At 71.4% G+C, this 22193-nt stretch carries 21 protein-coding genes; 4 read left to right on the top strand and 17 right to left on the bottom strand.

Features of this window, described 5'->3' with window-relative positions; translation table 11 throughout:
* Positions 1 to 3: 3 nt before the first annotated feature.
* The 5 genes from OG538_RS34635 to OG538_RS34615 all read right to left on the bottom strand — a co-directional run bounded on the left by OG538_RS34635 (position 4) and on the right by OG538_RS34615 (position 5597).
* The gene (locus tag OG538_RS34635; protein WP_406099576.1) at positions 4 to 894 is read right to left on the bottom strand and encodes an oxygenase MpaB family protein; all 891 of its coding nucleotides are present in this window, start codon (positions 892 to 894) and stop codon (positions 4 to 6) included.
* Positions 895 to 992: 98 nt separating this feature from the next.
* Positions 993 to 2657 carry a sigma-70 family RNA polymerase sigma factor gene (locus tag OG538_RS34630; protein ID WP_406099575.1) on the bottom strand — a complete coding sequence of 555 codons (1665 nt, stop codon included), beginning with the start codon at positions 2655 to 2657 and terminating at the stop codon, positions 993 to 995.
* A gap of 106 nt (positions 2658 to 2763) precedes the next feature.
* The gene (locus tag OG538_RS34625; protein ID WP_406099574.1) at positions 2764 to 3942 is read right to left on the bottom strand and encodes an acyl-CoA dehydrogenase family protein; all 1179 of its coding nucleotides are present in this window, start codon (positions 3940 to 3942) and stop codon (positions 2764 to 2766) included.
* 107 nt (positions 3943 to 4049) lie between these two features.
* Positions 4050 to 5207 (bottom strand): methyltransferase, encoded by a 1158-nt coding sequence (locus OG538_RS34620; RefSeq protein WP_406099573.1) that lies wholly within the window; start codon positions 5205 to 5207, stop codon positions 4050 to 4052.
* A 192-nt stretch (positions 5208 to 5399) separates the two neighbouring features.
* Positions 5400 to 5597 carry a hypothetical protein gene (locus OG538_RS34615; protein ID WP_406099572.1) on the bottom strand — a complete coding sequence of 66 codons (198 nt, stop codon included), beginning with the start codon at positions 5595 to 5597 and terminating at the stop codon, positions 5400 to 5402.
* Positions 5598 to 5849: 252 nt separating this feature from the next.
* Here OG538_RS34615 and OG538_RS34610 point away from each other — a divergent pair, with 252 nt between their 5' ends.
* On the top strand, positions 5850 to 6674 hold the full coding sequence (locus OG538_RS34610; RefSeq protein ID WP_406099571.1) for an endonuclease I family protein: 825 nt from the start codon (positions 5850 to 5852) through the stop codon (positions 6672 to 6674).
* A gap of 66 nt (positions 6675 to 6740) precedes the next feature.
* Here OG538_RS34610 and glsA read toward each other — a convergent pair whose 3' ends face one another.
* From glsA to OG538_RS34595, 3 genes are all read right to left on the bottom strand, one after another.
* Positions 6741 to 8078, bottom strand: a complete 1338-nt coding sequence (glsA, locus tag OG538_RS34605; protein WP_406099570.1) for a glutaminase A — start codon at positions 8076 to 8078, stop codon at positions 6741 to 6743.
* 13 nt (positions 8079 to 8091) lie between these two features.
* Positions 8092 to 8658 (bottom strand): hypothetical protein, encoded by a 567-nt coding sequence (locus OG538_RS34600; protein WP_406099569.1) that lies wholly within the window; start codon positions 8656 to 8658, stop codon positions 8092 to 8094.
* A gap of 82 nt (positions 8659 to 8740) precedes the next feature.
* Positions 8741 to 9235, bottom strand: coding sequence for a DUF1269 domain-containing protein (locus OG538_RS34595; protein ID WP_406099568.1), 495 nt, complete (start codon positions 9233 to 9235; stop codon positions 8741 to 8743).
* Between the two features lie 122 nt (positions 9236 to 9357).
* Here OG538_RS34595 and OG538_RS34590 point away from each other — a divergent pair, with 122 nt between their 5' ends.
* Positions 9358 to 10473: a chemotaxis protein gene (locus OG538_RS34590; RefSeq protein ID WP_406099567.1), complete on the top strand. Its 1116-nt coding sequence runs from the start codon at positions 9358 to 9360 to the stop codon at positions 10471 to 10473.
* Positions 10474 to 10555: 82 nt separating this feature from the next.
* On the opposite strand, the gene OG538_RS34585 is transcribed toward OG538_RS34590, so the two are convergent.
* From OG538_RS34585 to OG538_RS34555, 7 genes are all read right to left on the bottom strand, one after another.
* On the bottom strand, positions 10556 to 12943 hold the full coding sequence (locus OG538_RS34585; RefSeq protein ID WP_406099565.1) for a phosphoketolase: 2388 nt from the start codon (positions 12941 to 12943) through the stop codon (positions 10556 to 10558).
* Positions 12944 to 12978: 35 nt separating this feature from the next.
* Positions 12979 to 14391, bottom strand: a complete 1413-nt coding sequence (locus tag OG538_RS34580; RefSeq protein WP_406099564.1) for an NADP-dependent succinic semialdehyde dehydrogenase — start codon at positions 14389 to 14391, stop codon at positions 12979 to 12981.
* 178 nt (positions 14392 to 14569) lie between these two features.
* Entirely contained in the window at positions 14570 to 15082 is a 513-nt protein-coding gene (locus OG538_RS34575) for an ATP-binding protein (protein WP_406099563.1), read from the bottom strand.
* 192 nt (positions 15083 to 15274) lie between these two features.
* Positions 15275 to 17374, bottom strand: a complete 2100-nt coding sequence (locus OG538_RS34570; RefSeq protein ID WP_406099562.1) for a xanthine dehydrogenase family protein molybdopterin-binding subunit — start codon at positions 17372 to 17374, stop codon at positions 15275 to 15277.
* A gap of 73 nt (positions 17375 to 17447) precedes the next feature.
* Positions 17448 to 18434 (bottom strand): FAD binding domain-containing protein, encoded by a 987-nt coding sequence (locus OG538_RS34565; protein ID WP_406099561.1) that lies wholly within the window; start codon positions 18432 to 18434, stop codon positions 17448 to 17450.
* Positions 18431 to 18997 carry a 2Fe-2S iron-sulfur cluster-binding protein gene (locus tag OG538_RS34560; protein ID WP_406099559.1) on the bottom strand — a complete coding sequence of 189 codons (567 nt, stop codon included), beginning with the start codon at positions 18995 to 18997 and terminating at the stop codon, positions 18431 to 18433. Before OG538_RS34560 ends, OG538_RS34565 begins: the two co-directional genes overlap by 4 nt.
* A 94-nt stretch (positions 18998 to 19091) precedes the next feature.
* The gene (locus OG538_RS34555) at positions 19092 to 19484 is read right to left on the bottom strand and encodes a hypothetical protein (protein ID WP_406099557.1); all 393 of its coding nucleotides are present in this window, start codon (positions 19482 to 19484) and stop codon (positions 19092 to 19094) included.
* A gap of 199 nt (positions 19485 to 19683) precedes the next feature.
* On the opposite strand from OG538_RS34555, the gene OG538_RS34550 reads away from it, so the two are divergent.
* A complete protein-coding gene (locus OG538_RS34550) occupies positions 19684 to 20016 on the top strand; it encodes a DUF6479 family protein (RefSeq protein WP_406099555.1) in 333 nt (110 codons plus the stop codon).
* A 100-nt stretch (positions 20017 to 20116) separates the two neighbouring features.
* Positions 20117 to 20944: a VOC family protein gene (locus OG538_RS34545; RefSeq protein ID WP_406099554.1), complete on the top strand. Its 828-nt coding sequence runs from the start codon at positions 20117 to 20119 to the stop codon at positions 20942 to 20944.
* Positions 20945 to 21029: 85 nt separating this feature from the next.
* Here the strand turns inward: OG538_RS34545 and OG538_RS34540 are convergent, their stop codons facing one another.
* Both OG538_RS34540 and OG538_RS34535 read right to left on the bottom strand, forming a co-directional pair.
* Positions 21030 to 21563 (bottom strand): DUF6328 family protein, encoded by a 534-nt coding sequence (locus OG538_RS34540; RefSeq protein ID WP_406099553.1) that lies wholly within the window; start codon positions 21561 to 21563, stop codon positions 21030 to 21032.
* 130 nt (positions 21564 to 21693) lie between these two features.
* A complete protein-coding gene (locus tag OG538_RS34535; protein ID WP_406099552.1) occupies positions 21694 to 22185 on the bottom strand; it encodes a GNAT family N-acetyltransferase in 492 nt (163 codons plus the stop codon).
* Positions 22186 to 22193: the final 8 nt, after the last annotated feature.

Raw genomic sequence — 22193 nt, 5'->3', positions numbered from 1 at the left:
CGCCTACTGTTGCTGCGCCCTCCCCGGCCCCTCCAGTATGGCTGCCTGCCTCTTCAGTTTGTACGGGGTGGGGCGGCTACCGGGTCCGAGTCGTGCCATCGCGTTCACGATGTGACCGGGCGGGAGTTTCCAGCGCAGCCGCGACGGGATGGTGCGCAGGACGGTTCCGGTGGTGCGCAGGCGACGGTCGACGGTGGGCACCGACGGCACGGGTCTGCCGTACAGCTCGTGGGCGAACGGCGGCAGCGACTGGTAGGCGAGTGTGGCGACGCGTCGCCACAGCACGGCGCGCGCCGGCACGAGCACGGGGTGGACCGGCGGCCGGCGCAGAAAGTCGTCGACGTCCAGCGCTTCCGGGGAACGGGCGAGTTGTGGCCGCACCCGCTCGAAGTAGGCTGCCAGCTGCGCGACGGTGGCGGGTACGCCGGCCGGGTCGAGGCCGACGAGGCGGGCGCCGGTGCGGTGCTCGTCGACATACCGGTCGGCCTGCGCGTCGCTGAGCGGGTAGCCGGAGCGCCGCTCGACCTGGAGGTACGAGTCGACCTCCGCGCAGTGCACCCACAGCAGCAGGTCCGGGTCGTCGACCCCGTACGTCTCACCGGTCACCGGGTCGGTGGCCTTGAGCAGCCGGTGGATCCTGCGGACCCGGGCTCCCGCCTTCTCGGCCGACTCGGTGGTGCCGTAGGTGATGGTTCCGACGAAGCCCGCCGTGCGCATCAGCCGGCCCCAGGCGTCGTCGCGGAAGTCGGAGTTCTGCATGACACCGCGCACCGCGCGCGGGTGGAGCGCCTGGAGGTACAGGGCGCGCACTCCGGCGACCCACATCATCGGGTCGCCGTGCAGCTGCCAGGTGACCGAGGCGGGTCCGAAGAGCCCGGGGTCGGGTTCCGTCATGGTGCTTTCCTACCTCCCACAGCGCCCTCAGCTCTCGCCCGGCGGCAAGCCGGTGCACTCCGTCGGCGTGCGCGGTGGTCGCGCGGCCCTCGCACGGTTCACAGTTTCGCGCCGAAGTCCTGCGTCCACCACGGCCCGCCGGGCCCCTGGTGGATGCCGATGCCGACGTCCTTGAAGGCGCAGTTGAGGATGTTGGCGCGGTGGCCGGGGCTGTTCATCCACGACTCCATCACCGCTGCTGGTGTCTGCTGGCCCCGGGCTATGTTCTCGCCGTACGTGGACCAGCGGTATCCGGCGTCGGTGACGCGCTGTCCGGGGTCGGCTCCGTCGGGGTTGGTGTGCTCGAAGAAGTCACGCGCCGACATGTCGTCGGAGTGGCGCTGTGCGGCGTCCGTGAGCTGTGGGTCCTCCTTGAGCGGTCCGCATCCGGCGGCCCCCCGCTCCTTGTTGGCCAAGGCGACGACCTGTGCCGCGGTGCTCATGGGGGTCGGTTGCACAGCGGGAGTGCTCGTCACCCGCGGCGTGGCCGTCCTCTTCGGCGCCGGCGGGACGCTCCTTTTCGGTTTTCCGCCCCGGGTGGCCGCCGAGGCGCTCTTCTTCGCGGACGGCGTGGGCGAAGGGGACACGGACTTCCGCGGGAGCGGTGACGGTGACGTGGTGGCCGGGGGGCCGGGCGCGGCGAGATCGGTGACCGGCTCGGCCGACGTACGCGTGGCCGCTTCGTCGTCGCTTCCGGTTCCGGGCCCGAGGGACACGTACCACAGGGCCCCGCCGGCCACGCACGCCGCCAGTAGCCCTCCGCCGACGGCCCGTCGGCGGAGGGCCCGCCGGCGGCGGCGCATCTCGGCGCGCGAGGTGCCCCTGCCGCCCGCGTTCCGTCCGCCCGGAGAGCGGTGCCGGCCGGGCCCCGTGGGGGAGCCGCCGCCCGGCGTCGCGCCGAGCGCGTGCGACGCGGCGACGGGCACCTTCCCGTCCTGGGTGGGCCACAGCGCGAGCAGGGTCGCGGGCACCGCGACCAGCGCCTGCGCCGCCAGCAGTCCCTCGGCGGGCATCAGGTCGCTCCGGAGTCCGGCACACCGGAGGCAGTCACGGGCGTGCCGGGCTATGCGCTTGCGCCACAGGGCCGAAGGCCGGCCGTCCCACGCCACCAGGACCCCGCGGAGTTCCTCGCACGGCGGCTGCGCGTCGAGCGCCCGCACGACGATGCGGGCCGTCTCCAGCTGTGCCTTCATCCGCTGCACCCGGACGGCCGCGTACTGCGGCGAGAGTTCCAGCGCCTCGGCGACCTCGGTGCGGGTCAGCTCCCCCGCGCACTCCAGCCACCACAGCGACAGCAGGCCCCGGTCCTCCGGCTCCAGCCAGCGCGTCGCTCGCGCCGTCTCCTGACGCTGCCCGGACAGCTGCAGGCGCATCACCGTCAGATCGACGAAGTCGGCCCCGGGATCGGCGACCTGTCCGGCGTCCTCCAACGTGCCCGGCGCGCCGCTGCGGCCCTGCCAGTACGCGCGGACCTGGTTCATCGCGATCGCCACCAGCCAGGAGCGGAAGCTCTCGGGAGCCCGCAGACCGCCGAGTCCGTGCAGCGCCCGGAGCATGGTGTCCTGCACCACGTCGTCCACGTCCGCCGAACCGTTCAGCGCCCGGCCCACGATGTTGTAGACGAGCGGAAGGTACGCGCTCGCCAGCTCGTCCCTGGCCACCGCGTCCCCTTCGCGGGCGGCGGCCACGAGTGCCGCCGGGTCCACCGTGTGCTGACGGCTCATGAAGAAGGTCCCTGTCCTGTAGAACGCTGATGATGCCCGATGGCTGGGAGACCGCCCAGGGCGGCCCGGATATCAGTTATCTACGGACGGGATTTCCCCCGGGTGCTCAGCGGCGCACCCGCGGCATCCCGAGGCCGATCCACGAGATGATCTCCCGCTGGATCTCGTTGTTGCCACCGCCGAAGGTGAAGATGACGGCGGACCGGTATCCGCGTTCGAGCTCCCCGTGCAGGACGGCGCCCGCCGAGCCCTCCTTGAGGGGCCCGGCCGAGCCGACGACCTCCATGAGCCAGGCATAGGCGTCACGGCGCGCCTCGGAGCCGTAGACCTTGACGGCGGAGGCGTCCTGCGGGGTGAGGGTGGCGTGCTGGACGGCGGAGACCATCTGCCAGTTCAGGAGTTTCATCGCGTCGAGCCGCGCGTGGGTGCGGGCGAGGCGGGTGCGGACCCAGCCGAGGTCGATGACGCGGCGGCCGTCGGCGAGGCGGGTCTCGGCGGCCCAGCGGCGGACGTTGTGCAGGGCGCGGATGGCCATGGTGCCGTGGGCGGCGAGGGTGACGCGTTCGTGGTTGAGCTGGTTGGTGATGAGCCGCCAGCCCTTGTTCTCCTCACCGACCCGGTGGGAGACGGGGACGCGGATGTCCTCGTAGTAGCTGGCCGTGGTGTCGTGCGAGGCGAGGGTGTTGATCAGGGTGCAGGAGTAGCCGGGGTCCGATGTCGGGACGAGGAGCATGGTGATGCCCTTGTGGGGCGGGGCGTCCGGATCGGTGCGGGCGGCGAGCCAGACCCAGTCCGCCGTGTCGCCGTTGGTCGTCCAGATCTTCTGCCCGTTGACGATGTACGTGTCGCCGTCGCGCACCGCCCGGGTCTTGAGCGCGGCGAGGTCGGTACCCGCGTCGGGTTCGCTGTAGCCGATCGCGAAGTCGATCTCCCCGGCAAGGACCTTCGGCAGGAAGTACGCCTTCTGCTCGTCGGTGCCGAACCGCATGATGGTCGGGCCGACGGTGTTGAGTGCCATCAGCGGCAGCGGGACACCCGCCTGTGCCGCCTCGTCGAAGAAGATGAACTGTTCCATGGGCGACAGGCCGCGTCCGCCGTACTCCACGGGCCAGCCGACGCCGAGCCAGCCATCAGCGCCCAGGCGCCTGATCGTGTCGCGGTAGAAGCGCTTCTGGGCGGCCGGGTCGGCGTACCGCGCGTAGGCGTTGTCGGGTACCAGGGCGGCGAAGTACGTATGCAGCTCGGCGCGCAACTGCTGCTGTTCAGGCGTGTATTCGAGGTGCACGGCCCCTCCAGGAGTCTCGCTTCGCGTCGCCCGTGTGCGGCGGCGCACACAGTAGAACGTGTTGCAAGAATCCGGAAGGGGCGCGCGTACGCCCGGGGCGGTGGCCGTCAGCGCTTGACGGCGCGCAGCACGACGAACTTGGGGTCGCCTGCCACCGTGGTGCAGTTGCCGAAGATCCTGCGCAGCTGGGTGTGGTAGCCGAGGTGCCGGTTGCCCACCACCCATAGTTCGCCGCCCTGGCGCAGCGCGGTGCGCGCGCCGTGGAACATGTTCCGGGCGGTCGCGTCCGTCGTGGCCTGGTGGGAGTGGAACGGCGGGTTGTTGAGGACCAGGTCCGCGCCGCCTGGCTCGGCGCCGGCCAGCCCGTCGCCGACCACGAAGCGGGCTTCGGCGTCCGGTCCGGCGTTGGCGCGGAACGTCGCCTCGGCCGAGGCGAGGGCCTGGTAGGACTCGTCGACGAAGGTGAGCGCGGACTCGGGGTTGGCGAGCGCCGCGGCCAGTCCGAGCACTCCGTTCCCGCAGCCGAGGTCCACGACCCGGTCGGGGCCGCTGCGCACCGGCAGATGCTTCAGGAAGAAGCGGGTGCCGACGTCGAGCCGCTCCGCGCAGAAGATGCCCGCGTGGTTCACCACGGAGCGGCCGGCGACGATCCCGACGTCGTCGGGGAGCTCGTAGCGGTACGGCCAGGGGCTGGGGGTGCGGGCCAGGGAGGCATCGGGCGTGCAGTGGATGAGCCGGGCCTTCTTGACCGCGAGCGAGGTGCGGGTGGGGCCGATGATCCGCTCGAACAGCTTGAGGGTGGAGGTGTGGATCTCCTTCACCATGCCGGCGCCGATGACGACGGTGCCGGCGTGCACGGCGGGGGCGAGCCGGTGCAGCTGGTCCTCCAGGAACGCGAGGCTCTTGGGTACGCGCACGAGCAGCACGTCGATGCGGTCCGGTGGCGCCTCCCGGGCGGACAGCAGGTGAACGGCACCGGGATCGGCACCGTTGCGCTGCAGATTCGCCGCCGTCGCCCGTTGAGCGAGATAGGAGTCGGTGATCTGTACAGGGCGGTGCGCGGCCAGCGCCGTACTCAGGGCGCCCCAGCGGTCGCCCACGATGACGACGCGTCCGGAGAGGCCGACCGGCTCGGCCCCGTCGATCCCTTCCAGGTGCCGGAGCAGGTATTCATCGGCCGCGTCCCAGGCTCGAAACGGGTCGCGTGGGTTCTCGGGGAATCGGGCGAGGTCGTAACCAGCCCCTGACGTCGTCAAACGGTTCATATTGAGTTCAGGCTAACCGAGCAGCACCGTGGGCCCGGCCGGCCGGCGGCCGGGGAGCACCACACAGCCCCGCCGCGGCGTCGCTCCGCCCGGGGCCCGGCGGCCGCCCGTGTCCGCCGATGGCCACGGCGGACAGCGGACAGCGGGCAGCGGGCAGCGGGCAGCGGGCAGCGGGCAGCGGGCAGCGGATGACTACGGCAGCTGCTTCTCGATGGCCGCCCTGCCCTCCCTGGCCAGCCTGCGTTCCGCCCATTCGAGATTCCGGGGTGTCAGGTCCCGCCCGGAGGCGAGAACCACGTCCTCCGCCGAAGGATTGTCGCTGGCACCGGTGTGCAAAAGGCTGTCGGGGGTCACGCCCCGTGCGGATACGGATTCGGGCTCGTCACTCATGCCGCCTCCTCGTCCTTGCGGCAATTCTCACCCCCCGCCGACGGGGGCGCATCCGATGCCCGGAGGCCGTGCGCGAGGGGCACCCTCCCGACCATCACTTGACCTGCACATGATAGGTACGCAGCGTTCACACCAGGGTCACGGTGCGTGTGGAAGGCTCCCGCTGACCACCTAGTAACACGACCACCACGGAGCCGCCCCCCACCCTGTGACGGCGCCGCGGTGCCCGTATTTCCGGAGAGGACACCCCACATGTCCCGTCGTCACCCTTTCCACCGGCGCCCACTGCTGGCCACACTCGCCGCCTTCGCGGTGCTCGGCGGAACCGCCGCCGCCGCGCCGGCCACGACACCACAGGCCCCGGCCCGGTCCGACACGCCGCTCAGCACCCTGGACGACACGTACTACCAGGACGCGCTCGGCAAGACCGGCACCGCGCTCAAGGGCGCCCTGCACACGATCATCAGTGACCAGACCAAGATCAGCTACAGCCAGGTCTGGGACGCGCTCAAGGCCACCGACGAGGACCCGGCCAACTCATCGAACGTGATCCTCCTCTACACCGGCCGCTCGGAGCCCAAGTCCGACAACGGCGGCAACGTCGGCCAGTGGAACCGGGAGCACGTCTGGGCCAAGTCCCACGGCGACTTCGGTACGGCCACCGGCCCCGGTACCGACATCCACCATCTGCGGCCGGCAGACGTCTCGGTCAACTCCACTCGCGGCAACAAGGATTTCGACAACGGCGGCAGCGAGCTGAGTGACGCACCCGGCAACTACACCGACGGCGACTCCTTCGAGCCGCGCGACGCGGTCAAGGGCGATGTGGCCCGCATGATCCTCTACATGGCGGTGCGCTACGAGGGCGACGACTCGTTCGCCGACCTCGAACCCAACGACAGCGTCTCGAACGGCTCCGCTCCGAACATCGGCCGCCTCTCCGTGCTGAAGACGTGGAGCGAGCAGGACCCGCCGGACAGCTTCGAGCAGCGGCGCAACGACGTCATATTCGACGAGTACCAGCACAACCGGAACCCGTTCATCGACCACCCGGAGTGGGTGGAAGCGATCTGGTGACCGGACGCGGCCGAGACACCTCCCCCGGGATGTTCTGAGTCGGCGGGGCGAGTCTCCCCGGGCGGCTCAGCCGGAGGCCGTCGCCGTGCACCAGGCGACGGCCTCCTCGCGGGAAGCGAAGGAGCGCACGGCCCCGCCCTGTCCGCCCGGCTCCTGGAGGCGGCCGTCGGGGTCGGCAACGGCGGTGCGCCGGCCGTCGGCGGCGAGCCGGGCCAGTCCGCTGCGCAGCATCCCCCGGGCAACGGAGTCGATGTCCGTCACCCGCGCCAGGTCGAGCACCGCCGCGCCGGTCCGCCCGGTTCCCGCCTCGTCCAGGGCGTACAGCACTCGCTCCGCCGCGGTGGAGTCCAGTGCGCCCTGGGCGGCGGCGACCGCCACGCGTTCCCGGCGGGCGCGCTCCCGCTCGCCGGCCGGCACGGCGGGCAGGTCGTCGGCGGTGGTGGCCAGCGTGACGGTGGAGCCCGCCAGGGCCGGGTTGCGCATGAGATGCAGGCCGAGCCGCTCCGAGAGCGTCCCGATCGCCAGGTTTCCCCGCACCGAGGTCCCGGCCGCGTCGAGCAACGGACTGTACGTCGCCAGCCCGAACCGGGCCGGTCCTGCGGCGATCAGGCCGCCGGACACCCCGCTCTTGGCCGGCAGCCCCACTTTGAGCAGCCAGTCACCCGAGGCGTCGTACATGCCGCAGGTCGCCATCACCGCGAGCACCTGGGCGGCGACGGGCTCGGACACCACCCGCTCCCCGGTCAGCGGATTGACGCCGCCGTGCGCCAGGGTCGCCGCCATCGCTGCGAGGTCCAGGGCCGTGACCCGTACCGAGCACTGGCGGAAGTACGTCTCCACCGCCGCCACCGGGTCCACCGGCAGCGGCCCGGTGCTGCGGATGAGGTAGGCGAGGGCGCGGTTGCGGTCGCCGGTGGCCGACTCGGAGGCGTACACCTCCTCGTCGACGTCGAGCCTCCGGCCGGCGAACCCGCTCAGGCAGTCGAGGATGCGTCCGAACCTCGGCGCGACCGGGGTGTCGGGGATGAGCGCGGTGGCGACGATGGCGCCCGCGTTGACCATGGCGTTGGCCGGGCGCCCGGTGCCGCGCTCCAGGCTGATGGCGTTGAACGCCTCGCCGCTGGGCTCGGCGTTCACCCAGCGGGACACCTCGTCGAGGCCGAGGAGGGACAGCGCCAGGGCGTAGACGAACGGCTTCGAAACGGACTGGACGGTGAACGGGACTTCGGCGTCGCCGGTGCTGTACCGGTGACCGTCCATGCTGATCAGGGCCAGTCCGAAGGCACCGGGGTCGGCAAGGGCCAGTTGCGGGATGTAGTCGGCGAGTTCACCCTCGTCGACCCCGGCGTACCTGGTGTGGAGTTCTCGCAGCGCGTCCGTGACCGCACCGGTGGCGGGGCTCACCCGGACCCGGCCGTCAGCCGCGCTCGGCCTGGGCGATCCGGGGGAACGACTTGACGCCTGCGGCCTTGCGGCTGTTGGCGTGCTGACTGACCGTGCGGTTCGGCGGGGTGTCCGAGAAACCGAGCACCACCGAGTCGAGGACCTTGCCGGAGGCGTCCACGAACTCGACCCGCACGGCGTAGAAGGCGGCCTTGCCGGTGGGGTTGGTCACCCGCACGAGGGCGCTGCGGAACTGTTCCGACGCCGCGACCGGAAGCCCGTTGACGGAGACGTCGTCGATGGCGTTGCCCTTGCCCTCGACGCCCTTGAGGGTCGTCACGGCCTTCTGCCGGCTACGTTCCACCTCGGCGGAGACCGAGGCCGCGAAGTCCTCCTGGGTGCGCGGGCTCTCGGTCGCCGTGGGTGAGGCGGCCGGCTCCGCGGACACTGTACGGGTACTTCTGGCCGTGCCCTGCTTCGAACTGTCGTCGCTGTCGCAGGCCGCGGCGCCGGCGACGATCACCGTGGCGAGCACGACGGGGGCCAGGCTGCGGGCGGCGCGGCGGCCGAGGGCACACCGCACGGGACTGGTCTGGTTCACGGACGCTCCGTCTGCTCGGAAGTGCGAAGGGAAGTGGGGGCCGACGAGGTGGGGTCCGGTCGCGGTGCCGGCTCGCGGAGGGTCATGCCGAGTCCTCGCCGAAGACGTCACGGAGCCGCTCCTCGCTCCGGGTGTCCAGATTGCTGTGGAGCAGTTCGGCGCCACCGCCGGGGAGCGCCTCGCTGATCCGGTCGGGCACCTCGTTCATGGTGAGCAGGAAGAGGGCCGAAGTGCCGGGGGTGACCTTCTCCTTGACCTCGGCGATGAAGTCGTCGTCGATGCCGACGTCGGTGAGCTTGCCGCCGAGCGCCCCGGCGGCCGCGCCGACGGCGGCGCCGAGCAGCGGCATCAGGAAGATCAGCCCGAAGAGCATGCCCCAGAAGGTGCCGCTCAGGGCGCCCGCGCCGACCAGGTTGAGCAGCTGCTTCGTGCGCGGCTTGGCGCGGTCGGCGGGCCAGCTCACGACGGCGGCGTCCAGGATCTTGATCAGTCCCTCCTTCTGAAGGGACTTCAGCGCCGTCTCCACGTCCTCCGCGCCTTCGGCCGACCGGAACTTCCACACGGTGAGCGTGGACATCGCGCATACCTCCCGAACCTGGAATGACCAACTCGCTCATATTAGGATCAAAAGGTATGAATTGACTCGTCGAATCACCCGCTCCGCACGGCAGTGCGCGCAAGTCCCCCGGGAGGGAACTGATGGATACGGATGCCCTGACCGCCGGTCTGTTGCAAGAGCTCCGCGCGGCCAAGCCCTATCCGGCCCTGTCCCTGACCATGCCGACGCACCGGCGTGCACCGGACAACGCCCAGGACGCCGTCCGGCTGCGCAACCTGGTGTCCGAAGCCGGCAGCCGGCTCGACGCCGATCCCGAGGTCACCCGTGAGGTGCGTGCCGCGATCAAGCAGCAGCTCGACCGCGCGGTCGTCGAGATCGATCCGCGGCGGGCCCTGGACGCGCTGGTGATCCTCGCGACGGCGGACGAGTTCCAGATCTGGCAGCTGCCCCGCACCGCACCCGAACGGGTGGTGCTCAGCGACACGTACCTGACTCGCAACCTGGTCGCGGCGAAGGCGCAGGCGCAGCCGTTCTGGACCCTCACCGTGTCGGCGGACCACGCTGCCCTGTTCAGCGGCACGTCCGACGCCGCGCACGAGGAGCACATCGGCGGATTCCCGCTGACGGCTCCGCGCGAGGCGCCCAACCCGCAGCGCGAGGAGCGGATCGGCGACACCCCGAGCACCTTCACCGACGAGGAGACGCGGCAGTTCCTGCGCACGGTGGACGAGAAGCTGCGCGGGGTGCTGGCCACCGATCCACGCCCGCTCTACCTGGTCGGCCTCGCTCCGGCGCTCGCTCTGCTCGACGAAGTGGGAGAGGCCGCCAAGGAGGCGGTCGGCCGGGTCACCAAGGGCGCGACCGCCGACACCTCGCCCGGCGACCTGCTGACCGAACTGCGGCCCGCGCTGGAGGCCAGGCGGAAGCGGTTCGCCGCAGAGATCGACGGCAAGCTGGACGAGGCCCGTGGGCGGCGGGCCTTCGCCGGCGGCATCGACGAGGTCTGGGCGGCCGTACGGGAGGGACGCGCGGGCTTGGTGTCGGTGGAGGAGCACCACCAGCAAACCGTCCGGGTCGACCAGGAGCACCTGGTTCCGGTGAGCGGCGACGCCGCCGACCCGGCGGACGCGAACGTCCGTGAGGACATCGTGGACGAGCTGGTCGAAGCGGCGCTGGACAGTGGCGCCGACGTCGTCTTCGTCGCGGACGACTCGCTGAAGGAGCACGGGCGGATCGCGGCGGCGCTGCGTTACTGAACAGACCGCTCCGAGCCGGCCCCTCCACTGACACAGCCCCGAACGGATGAACCGTCCGGGGCTGTGCCAGTGGACGGGGAGCTCACCCCTCCCAGGTCCAGTCGGCCACTTCCGGCAGGTCCGTGCCGTGAGCGCGGATCCAGTCGTGATGGCGGGTCCGGGCGTCCGCCATCGCCTGGCGGACGGCGATCGCACGGACCCCCAGGCCCGGGACGCGGTCGATCACGTCCATGACGAGGCGGTAGCGGTCGAGGTCGTTGCGGACCACCATGTCGAAGGGCGTGGTGGTCGTGCCCTCCTCCTTGTATCCCCTGACGTGCAACTGGGCGTGTCCGGAACGGCGGTAGGCCAGTCGGTGGATCAGCCAGGGGTAGCCGTGGTAGGCGAAGATCACCGGCTTGTCGCGGGTGAAGAGGGCGTCGTACTCGGAGTCCGGCATCCCGTGCGGATGCTCGTCGTGGGGCATGAGCCGGGCCATGTCGACGACGTTCACCACCCGCACCGACAGTTCCGGCAGATGACGCCGCAGCAGACCGGCGGCCGCCAGGGTCTCCAGTGTGGGTACGTCCCCGGCGCAGGCGAGTACGACATCGGGTTCGCGGGTGCCGTCCTCGGTGCCCGCCCACTCCCAGACGCCCGCTCCGCGCGCACAGTGCGCACGTGCCTGGTCGAGGGTGAGCCAGTCGAAGCTCGGCTGCTTGCCCGCGACGATCACGTTGACGTAGTCCCGGCTGCGCAGCGCGTGGTCGGCCACGGACAGCAGGGTGTTCGTGTCCGGGGGCAGATAGACGCGTACGACCTCCGGGCTCTTGTTCAGGATGTGGTCGACGAAACCCGGGTCCTGGTGTGAGAAGCCGTTGTGGTCCTGGCGCCAGACGTGCGAGGTGAGCAGGTAGTTGAGGGAGGCGATGGGGCGGCGCCAGGGCAGCCGGCGCGAGGTGCGCAGCCACTTGATGTGCTGGTTGACCATCGAGTCGACGATGTGGGCGAAGGCCTCGTAGCAGGAGAACAGTCCGTGCCGGCCGGTGAGCAGATAGCCCTCCAGCCAGCCCTGGCACAGGTGCTCGGAGAGGACCTCCATCACGCGGCCGTCGCGGGCCAGATGCTCGTCGGTCGGGAGCGTGCCGGCCTGCCAGGCCTTGCCGGTGGCCTCGTAGAGGTCATCCAGGCGGTTGGAGGCCGTCTCGTCGGGGCCGACGACACGGAAGTCCCGCCGCTCGGCGGTGGCCGCCATGACGGCCTCCAGCAGGCCGCCCAGGATCCGGGTCGGTTCGTGCAGGCCGGCCCCGGGCCTGTCCACCTGGACGGCGTGAGCGTCGAGCTCCGGAATCGGCAGGTCACGCAGGAGCAGCCCGCCGTTGGCGTAAGGAGTGGCGCCGAGGCGCGCCGTTCCCCGCGGCACGCAGGCGAGGACCTGCTCCGTGGGGCGCCCCTCGGCGTCGAAGAGTTCCTCCGGCCGGTAGGAGCGCAGCCAGCGCTCCAGCTGCCGCAGGTGCTCGGGATTGTCGCGAACCCCGGGCAGGGGCACCTGGTGGGCACGCCAGGTGCCCTCGACGGGCAATCCATCGACGTCGGCGGGCCCTGTCCAGCCCTTCGGCGTACGCAGCACGATCATCGGCCACCGCGGGCGCCCGGTGGCGCCGCCCGTCCGCGCGGCGTCCTGGAGCTCTCGGATGCGGTCGACGGCACGGTCCATGGCGGCGGCCATGGACCGGTGCACGGTGAGGGGGTCGTCCCCTGCCACGTACAGCGGTTCGTGTCCGTAGCCGCGCAGCAGGGAGTCGAGTTCCGGCTCGGGGAGGCGGGCGAGCACGGTCGGATTGGCGATCTTGTAGCCGTTGAGGTGGAGGACCGGAAGGACCGCCCCGTCGTGGACGGGATCGAGGAACTTGTTGGCGTGCCAGGAGCCGGCGAGCGGTCCCGTCTCCGCCTCGCCGTCACCGATGACGCAGGTGACCAGCAGGTCCGGGTGGTCGAGCGCGGCACCGTAGGCGTGCGCGAGGGCGTAGCCCAGTTCGCCGCCCTCGTGAATGGAGCCGGGGGTCTCCGGTGCTACGTGGCTGGGTACACCGCCGGGGAAGGAGAACTGCTTGAACAGCAGCCCCATGCCCGCCTCGTCCCTGCTGACGTCGGGGTACGTCTGCGAGTAGCTGCCTTCCAGCCAGGAGTTGGCGAGGACGGCGGGGCCTCCGTGCCCGGGGCCCCAGACGCACAGCGCGTCGGTCCCCCGCGAGGCGACGACGCGGTTGACGTGGGTGTAGACGAGGTTGAGCCCGGGCGAGGTGCCCCAGTGGCCGAGCAGTCTGGGCTTGATGTCCTCGGGGACGAGCGGCCGGGTCAGCAGCGGATTGTCCATCAGGTAGATCTGGCCGACGGCCAGGTAGTTGGCGGCCCGCCAGTGCGCGTCGAGCGCGGCGATCTCTTCGTCGGTCGGGCCGGTCGTCGACGAGGACGGCGGGGCGTCGCTCATGGTCACCTCTCAGCGGACGTGTGCGATGGTTCCGGCTACCGCGGCTCGGGGCCGTACCAGACGGTGGTGGCGTTGCAGAACTCGCGGATGCCGTGACCGGCGAGCTCACGTCCGTATCCGGAGCGCTTCACACCACCGAACGGCAGTGCGGGGTGCGAGGCCGTCATGCCGTTGAAGAACACGCCGCCCGCGTCCAGGTCCCGGATGCAGCGGCGGCTCTCCTCGGCATCGCGGGTCCAGACGTTGGAACTGAGACCGAAGGGCGTGTCGTTGGCCAGCTCCAGGGCGTCGTCGAGGTTTTCGGCCCGGTAGAGGGTGGCGACGGGGCCGAAGGTCTCCTCGCGGTGGATGCGCATGGCGGGAGTGATCCCGGACAGCACGGTCGGGGCGTAGAACCAGCCCCGCTCCAGTCCGCCGGTCAGGCCCTCGGGCCGGCCGCCACCGCACAGGGCGGTCGCGCCCTGCCGTACGGCGTCGTCGACGAGCTCCTCCAGGTCGGTGCGGCCCTGTTCGCTGGCGAGCGGACCGATGTCGGTCGACTCCTCCAGCGGGTCGCCGACGGTCAGGTCGCGCATGCCGACGGTGAAGCGTTCGGCGAACTCCTCGTACACCTCCGTGTGCACGATGAACCGCTTGGCGGCGATACAGGACTGGCCGTTGTTCTGGACGCGGGCGGTGACGGCGGTACGGGCCGCCTTGGCGACGTCCGCGGAGGGCAGGACGAGGAAGGGGTCACTGCCGCCGAGCTCCAGGACCGTGTGCTTGACCTCGTCACCGGCGACGGCCGCGACGGCGCGGCCGGCCGGTTCGCTGCCGGTCAGGGTCGCCGCGGCCACCCTGCGGTCGCGCAGGACGGCCTCGACGGCTCCCGAGCCCACCAGCAGCGTCTGGAAGCAGCCGGCCGGGAAGCCGGCCCGGTGGAACAGGTCGCCGAGGTACAGGGCGGTCTGGGGCACGTTCGAGGCGTGCTTCAGCAGACCGGTGTTCCCGGCCATGAGCGCGGGGGCAGCGAACCGGATCACCTGCCAGAGGGGGAAGTTCCACGGCATCACTGCGAGCACGGTGCCCAACGGCCGGTAGTGGACGTAGGCACGGGAGGCACCGGAGTCCTCGACGTCCGCGGGCGAGGGGTGCTCGTCAGCGAGGAGTTCCTCGGCATTCGCCGCGTACCAGCGCATGGCCTTGGCACACTTCGCCGCCTCGGCCCGGGACGCCTTGATGGGTTTGCCCATCTCCAGAGTCATGGTGCGGGCGATGTCCTGCTGGTCCTCGTCGAGGAGGTCGGCGGCACGGTTCAGGAGCCGGGACCGCTCGGCGAATCCAGTGGTGCGGTACTCCCGGAAGGCAGCGGCCGCCGCGGCGAGCCGCCGTTCGATCTCGTCCGATCCCTGCGCGTCGAACGTTCTGAGGGTCTCGCCGTTCGCGGGGTTGACCGTCGCGATGGGCATGACTGTGGCCTCCTTGCCTCGGTACTTCGACCGTGCCGCGCCACAGACGTCGGCGCAACGCGGGCCGCCGCCATCCGCATACCCGACCGGCGCGGACCATGCATGCGTGAAGCATGCGATCCGCGCCGGAGGGCGTCAGTGGGAAACGGGGGCGTGGGGCCGCTCCGTGCCGCGTGCCTCAGACGAGGGCAGGGGCAGGGGCTTCGGTCCGGACCGGCTCCTCGGTGGGAATCTCTTCCGTGACCACCGCCGGCCGGAGGCGGAATTCGCGGACTCCGGGCAGCGGCGGCAGCGGCACCAGCTCGACGTGCTGCGGCTCCTGCGCGTAGCGGGTGAACCAGACGACCTTGCCCTCCGTGGTCCGGCACGTGCCCCAGCTGTCACTCAGGGCCATGACCCGGCTGAGGCCGCCGCCCTCGTGGAGCAGCCGCGGCATGTCGGAACCGTTGTCGGCGACGGAGACCGTGAGGTGCCGTCCGGACCAGCGGAGTTCGACGACGCAGTGGTTGTCGTCACCGACGTGCCGGTGGACGTTGGTCAGCAGTTCCTCCACTGCGCGGCACACGGGCCGGACGTGGAGTTCGAGACTCCAGTGGCGGAGGTGTGCGGCGACTATCCGTCGCAGTTGGGACACACGCTCTGCCGAAACCTGTAGTTCGACCAGATAGTGCCGGTCGAGTGGAACGGTCATCGTCGAGGCTCCTCACATCGAGGCCCACATGCTTCGCCCCGTTGAACCAACGACCCCCGAATACGAAGAGTGAGCAGATGTCACTTCTGGGTCACTCCTCAGAGTGAGGCCGCAGGGCCGGTTGCGCAACACATCCGGCGACGCACCCCCGGTGACCGGCCCATACGCGTCCGTCGCGAACTCGCGCCGGCGTCAGTGCATGGCGGACAGCAACCGGTCCGGGGTCAGCGGGAGGGTACGCAGCCGGACACCGGTGGCGTGATGGACGGCGTTGCCGATCGCCGCGGCCGCGCCGACGATGCCGATCTCGCCGATGCCCTTGCTTCCCATGGGGTTGAGATGCGGGTCGTCCTCGTCGAGCCAGTACGCCTCCAGGCCGCTCACGTCGGCGCAGGCCGGTACGTGGTACGAGGCGAGGTCACTCTCGGCGAAGTCACCGAAGGCAGGGTCGAGGGTGCTGCCCTCGGTCAGGGCCATACCGAGCCCCATGGTCATGCCACCGATGAACTGGGACCGCGCGGTGCGGGAGTTGAGGATGTGACCGGCTGCGAAGACCCCGAGCATCCGGCGTACCCGGACCTCACCGGTCCGGGAGTCGACCGCGACCTCCGCGAAGTGGGCCCCGAACGCGTGCCGCGCCCAGGGCGATTCCGCCGCAGTCTCCTCGGTCGTGTCCGCAGTGACGGTCACTCCGGTGGCGGGCAGCGGCCCGGACCGCTCGCCGAGCCGCTCCACGAGGGCCGTGGCCGCCTTGTGCACGGACCAGCCCCAGGAGGCGGTGCCCGAGGAGCCACCGGCCAGCGGGGCGTCCGGCAGATCGCTGTCACCGATATCCACCGCAACGTTCTCCACCGGCGTCTCCAGCACGCGCGCGGCGATCTGGGCCAGGACCGTCCGGGCGCCGGTGCCGATGTCCGTGGCGTTGACGGCAATGCGGTAGGAGCCGTCAGGGGCGGCGTGCGCCAGGGCGTGGGAGGCGCTGGCGTAGACGGGGTACGTGGCGGCGGCGACGCCCGTACCGACCAGCAGGGGGCCCTCCCGGCGGGCTCCCGGGTGCGGGTCGCGGTCGCTCCAGCCGAAGCGTGCCGCACCGTCCCGGAGGCAGGCGGCCAGGTTGCGGCTGCTGAAGGGTTTGCCGGAGTCGGGCTCCAGCGCCGGATCGTTGCGCAGCCGCAGTTCGACCGGGTCGAGGCCCAGAGCCGTGGCGAGTTCGTCGACGGCTGATTCGAGGGCGTACATGCCGGGTGCCTCGCCCGGTGCCCGCATCCATGACGGGCTCGGGACATCGAGCGCGGTGACCCGGTGGACGGTGCTGCTGTGCGCGGATCCGTACATGACGCGGGCCGGTACGGCGGCCTGTTCCACGAACTCCTTGACGGTGGAGGTGTGGGTGATGACCTCGTGGGCCACCGAGGTGAGAGTCCCGTCCCTTTCCGCACCGAGCCGGACGCGCTGCACGGTGGGCGCCCGGTGGCCGACGACCGCCGCCATGTGGCGCCGGGGCATGGCGAGCTCCACGGGTCTTCCCGTGTGGCGCGCGGCCATGGCGGCGAGTACCGCTTGGGGGCGCGGAGTGCCCTTGCTGCCGAATCCGCCGCCGACGTGCCGGGAGATGACGGTGACCTGGTCCTGCCGGAGCCCGAACACGGTGGCGAGGCTGTCGCGCACCTTGGTGGCGCCCTGGCTGGAGTCGTACACGGTGAGGTGCCCTTCCGGCGACCAGTGGGCGGTCGAGGAGTGCGGCTCCATGGGGTGGTTGTGCAGCGGCCCGATCGTGTACGTGGTGTCGATCCGTACGGGCGCGGCAGGGAAGGCACTCTCGAAATCGCCGCGCTCGCGTACGGCCGGGTACCCGCCGTTGGCCGTCTCCGGGGTGTACAGGCCGGCATGGTCCGCCGTGAGGAGGACGTCGTGCGGGGCGGTCTCGTAGGTGATGTGCAGCGCCTCGGCGCCCGCCCGTGCCCCTTCCAGGGTGTCGGCCACCACGACCGCGATCTGCCATCCCCGGTGCGGCACGTGGTCGTTCTGGAGGACGGCGAGGATGGGGTCGTCCGGCTCCTCGGTCCGTGGCGCGTTCTCGTGGGTGAGGACGGCGTGGACTCCGGGGAGCGAGAGGGCGTCGGCGGTCCGGATCTCGGTGACCCGGCCGTGGGGCACGGTGGCGGGCACGGGCCAGGCGTAGAGGCAGCCGGGCAGGTTGAGCTCGGCGGCGTAGCGCGCGGCGCCGGTCACCTTGTCCCGGCCCTCGCGGCGGACGACAGGGGCGCCCAGCGGCTGGGGGGCGTGGCTCATGGCAGGGTCCTCGGCTCTTGGGGGGCTGGGGTTTTCGGGAGCGGTCGTCTCGGGGGCAGGCGTCTTTGGGACCTCAGGGGCGGGCAGCCAGTGCGGCCAGGGCGTCGACGGCCAGGTGGCGGGCCAGGGTGACCTTGAACGCGTTGTCGCGCAGTGGCCGGGCCTCGGCGAGTTCGGCGTCCACCGCGCTCTGATACGCAGCTTCGGTGGCGGGTGCGCCACGCAGTGCCTCCTCGGCGATCCGGGCGCGCCACGGCCGGTGGGCGAGACCGCCGAACGCCAGCGCGGCGTGCTCGACCCGCCCGTCACGCACGCGCAGTACGGCCGCCACGGACGCCAGGGCGAACGCGAACGACGCGCGGTCGCGGGCCTTGCGGTAGAGGCAGACCGCACCCTCGGGAAGCGGTGGCAGGACCACCTCGGTGATCAGTTCGTCCGGCCGGACCACGGTGTCCGCACTCGGGTCGTCGCCGGGCAGCCGGTGGAATTCGGTGACGGCCACGGTCCGTTCACCCTCCGGTCCGTGCAGGAGCACGGCGGCGTCGAGGGCGGCGAGCGCCACGGCCATGTCCGACGGGTGGGTGGCGACGCACTCGGCGGAGTGACCGATCACGGCAAGGTCGCGGTGTACGCCCTCGCGGGCCGGGCAGCCGCTGCCGGGATCCCGCTTGTTGCAGGGCTTCGAGGTGTCCTGGAAGTACGGGCAGCGGGTGCGCTGGAGCAGGTTGCCGCCGGTGGTGGCGGTGTTGCGCAGTTGCCCGGACGCCCCGGCCAGCAGCGCCTGGGAGAGCGCGGGATAGCGCGTGCGCACCGCCGGATGGGCCGCCAGATCGCTGTTACGGACGGTGGCCCCGATGCGCAGTCCGCCGTCGGCCGTGTCCGTCACCCGGTCCAGGGGGAGCCGGCTGACGTCGATGAGCAGACCGGGGCGCTCGACCCCGAGCTTCATCAGGTCGACCAGATTGGTGCCGCCGCCGAGGAACCTGGCCCCGGGGTGGGCGGCACTCTCGCGGACTGCTTCGGCGACCGATGCTGCGCGCAGATAGGCGAAGGGTTTCACGGTGCGACATCCCCGATCGCCTCGACGATACGGGGATACGCTCCGCACCGGCACAGGTTGCCGCTCATCCGTTCCCGGATCTCGGAGGGGTCGAGTGCCACCGGGGCGGTGACGGGCGCCGTGTGTGCGGTGGCGTGGGACGGGAAGCCGTCCTCTGCCTCGCCGAGAACTCCTACGGCCGAGCAGATCTGCCCGGGCGTGCAGTAGCCGCACTGGAACGCGTCGCGCTCCAGGAACGCCTCCTGGAGAGGGTGCAGCCGGTCCCCGTCGGCCAGCCCCTCGACCGTGGTGATCCGGGTCCCGTCCTGGGCGACGGCCAGAAGCAGACAGCTGTTGGCGCGCCTGCCGTCGACGAGCACGGTGCAGGCGCCGCACTGGCCGTGGTCGCAGCCCTTCTTCGCCCCGGTCAGGCCCAGGTGCAGGCGCAGTGCGTCCAGGAGCGTGGTGCGGTGATCGAGCGTCAGTGTGCGCTCGGTTCCATTGATGTTCAGGGTGAGGGTGGAAAGGTGGCCGGTCGCCCGCTCCTCCGCCTCGCCGCCCCTCCCCCGGCTGGTCGGGTCCACGTGACGGCACCTTTCGAGAGAGGTTGTTTCGTCTGCTTTGTACCAGTCGCACGACGGCTCCGCGTCATGAACCCGGGCCGGCGGGGCGTTCGGCCTACTTGTTCTCCAGCCGCAGCCGGACCTCCTCCTCCTGGTCACCGGACACGGTGCCCAGGACCCGCACGGCGAAGGCGCCCGCCAGGCTCTTCCGGAGCCGGTCGACCGCCCAGTAGCCGCCCTGCACGTCGGCGGTGACGGGCTCGCCGAGCCGCACGGGTCCGGACACGACCCGGGCCTCCGAGACGTCGACGGTCACCACCCACGCCGTGGGCCGCTTGCCGGTGACGTCCTGCGGCACGTCGACCGAGGCCCGGTCGGTCACGAAGGCGGCCCGCAGCACGTCGAAGACCGTGCGCGCGTCGTCCTTCCCGCACCCGCTGACGACGACCGACACCTCACGGCCCTCCCGGCTTTCCCCGGACTGCTGCTCTTCCTGTGTGCTGTTCACCGCTGTTCCTTCCCAAGGGGTCATCTCCAGGCTCACCCCGCAGACCGGCGCCTGCGACACGGGCGCCCCGCAGGCCCAGCGGGTACCCGGGACGGACGGCCTCACGCCGTTCCAAACATTTTCGGTGGCGATATCCACTTAAAATATGAATTCGAACCCGGAGTCGAGTGACAGCCCGGCCCCGGGGTATGCGGCATGCATGGACGTAACGAATGGAGCCCTGAACTCATTGGCCCTCAACACCCTCGCGGACGGACGGGGCGCGACCGGGGCGGTGCTGGGTGTTGTCGGCGTGGTCCTGGTGGCCGTGCTGATCGGCGCGGTCTGGCTGGGCAGGCGGCGGCGCGCCGAGGAACTGCCGCCGCCCCTGCCGGAGGAGCAGCCCGTGGCTCCGGACCACCGCACCCACGTCGAGCAGCGCGACGTCCACGGGGACGACGGCTTCCCCGCCGACGGCCGGGGGCTGTCGCCCTACGAGCTCGGCGACCACGGGAGCGAGACCATCCACCGGGACGACGAGCGGCGCGACTGAGCACCGCGTGTTGCGGGAGCGGCCGGCCACGGTGAGGCTGGGGAGGGCCCCAAGGGCCACCGGCACACACCTGCCGCTCCCCCATGAAGGCAGTAGAACCATGACCGGAAGCACCTCTGGCTCGGCATCCGCGCCCGCACCGCTGACCGGGCCGGCGGCGCCCTGCTGGGTCAATCTGATGACTCGGGACCTGGAGTCCGCCCAGGAGTTCTACGGCCCGGTGATGGGCTGGACCTTCCGGCCCGGCAAGCTCGGGCAGGAGTTCTCGGTCGCCCGACGCGGCGACGTACCCGTCGCCGGCATCGGTGCTGTGGCGACCACCTTCAGCGTCGCGGTGGCCTGGACCCCCTATTTCTCGGTCCAGGACGCCGATGCGGCCGCCGCCCGCATCCGGGAGCGCAGCGGCACCGTGGCCGTGGGCCCGCTGGCGCTGGGCAAGGGGCGCGGCGCGCTCGCCGCCGACCGGGACGGCGCGGGGTTCGGCATCTGGGAGCGGACCGCCCCGGCGACGTCACCCCCCGCTCCCGACGGCCATGCGCACGCCTGGCTGCGGCTGCGCACGCGCAACGCCTTCGACGCCGCGATCTTCTACGGCGAGGTGCTGGACTGGGCCAGCGGACGGCCAGGCTCCTGCGAGGTGGAGTACGCGACGGACGAGGTGATCGTTCATTGCGGAGGACGCCAGCTGGCGCGGATCAGCTCAGGGGCGGTCGAGGCGGCCCCCGATCCGCTGGTACGTCCGCACTGGCAGGTCAACTTCCCGGTGGACGACCTCGGCTCCGCCATCGCCGCGGCCCATGAGCGCGGAGGCTCCCTGGTCGAGGAGCTGGCACGGCCCGAGGGGCGCGAGGCGACGCTGGTCGATCCGGACGGCGGGCTCTTCACACTCACGGACGTTCACAAGGCAGCGGACACCGGCGCGATCTGACGGCGGACCGCCACCCGTCGAGGGCCGCAGGACGTCGCGCCTCCCGACGACCGCGGGACGTCACTTCTCCCGGGACGGCAGGACGTCACTTGTCCCGGGGGCCGTGGGACCGGGCCAGCGCCCAGACCGGAAAGACGAACCAGCAGGCCACGAACCACAGCGCCATCCCGCCGACCAGCCAGAGGGCGAGTGCGTTGTGCAGCGCCACGCGCAGAATCAGCAGAATGGCCGAGCACATCGTGCAGAACAGCAGGATGAGCCCGATGACGGTCAGGCGGGACGCCCAGGTGACCGTCTGCGGCTTCAGCCGCCGCCCGGTCAGCAGACGGTGGTACGACACCGGTCCGATCAGCGCACCCGCCGTGGCGGAGCCGAACATTACCGTGACCACGTAGATCGTGCGGTCCGTGTCGGAGAGAGTCACGAAGCGCGGCTGGAAGACGACCGCGAGCAGGAAGCCGAAGAGGATCTGTACGCCGGTCTGCGCGACGCGCAGTTCCTGGAGCAGATCGGTCCACCGGCGGTCCGCCCGTTCCTCCTCCGTCTCCTGCCGGCCCCATCCGCCGCCCTGACCACGCTCCTCATGGCTGTCCGCAGCCTCCTCAGGTGTGGTGCTCACCGCGGGCCTCCGTCCGGATACGTGCAGCGCCTGTACGTGCCGTGACCATTTCCCATACGGTAGACCTCCTGCTGGGCCAGGGCGCGTCCGGTGAACGGTCCGCCGTCGCGGGCGCCCGCCCCTCAGGCCTTCAGGCGATCGGCAGCACCAGTTCGGGACGGTCCCACATCACCGCGGGCGGTGCGGCCCGCACGGTACCGGCCCGCCTGGCCCCCACGCTCAGGTAGAAGCCCTCGGCCGGCGGATGCGACACGATGCGCACCTCGGTGAGTCCCGCCAGGTGCGCTTCGTCCGTCAGGTGCTCGATGAGCAGGCGCCCGATGCCCGCGCCCTGCACATCGTCGGAGACGAACATGAGATCGAGCTCGGGCGGGTCGACGATCAGGGAGTAGAAGCCGAACAGCCGCTCGCTGGTCTCCCCCACAGCCACGAAGACCCTGTGCGTCTCCACGTAGTCGTGCCCCACCCGGTATCCGGCGACCATGGGCGCGAAGGGACCCTGATAGGCACGGGAGGTCCGGACCAGACGGGTCAGGCGCTTCGTGTCCCGTGCACCGGCCCGCCTGATCCGGATGTCTTCCCCCAGCGCCCGGCGCGCTCGGGATGTAATGCCTGATGTCATGTACCGAG

This window comes from Streptomyces sp. NBC_01013, assembly GCF_045162765.1.
Taxonomy (GTDB): domain Bacteria; phylum Actinomycetota; class Actinomycetes; order Streptomycetales; family Streptomycetaceae; genus Streptomyces.
The sequence above is the reverse complement of the archived record's forward strand: the minus strand, read 5'-3'. Positions and strand labels throughout refer to the sequence as shown.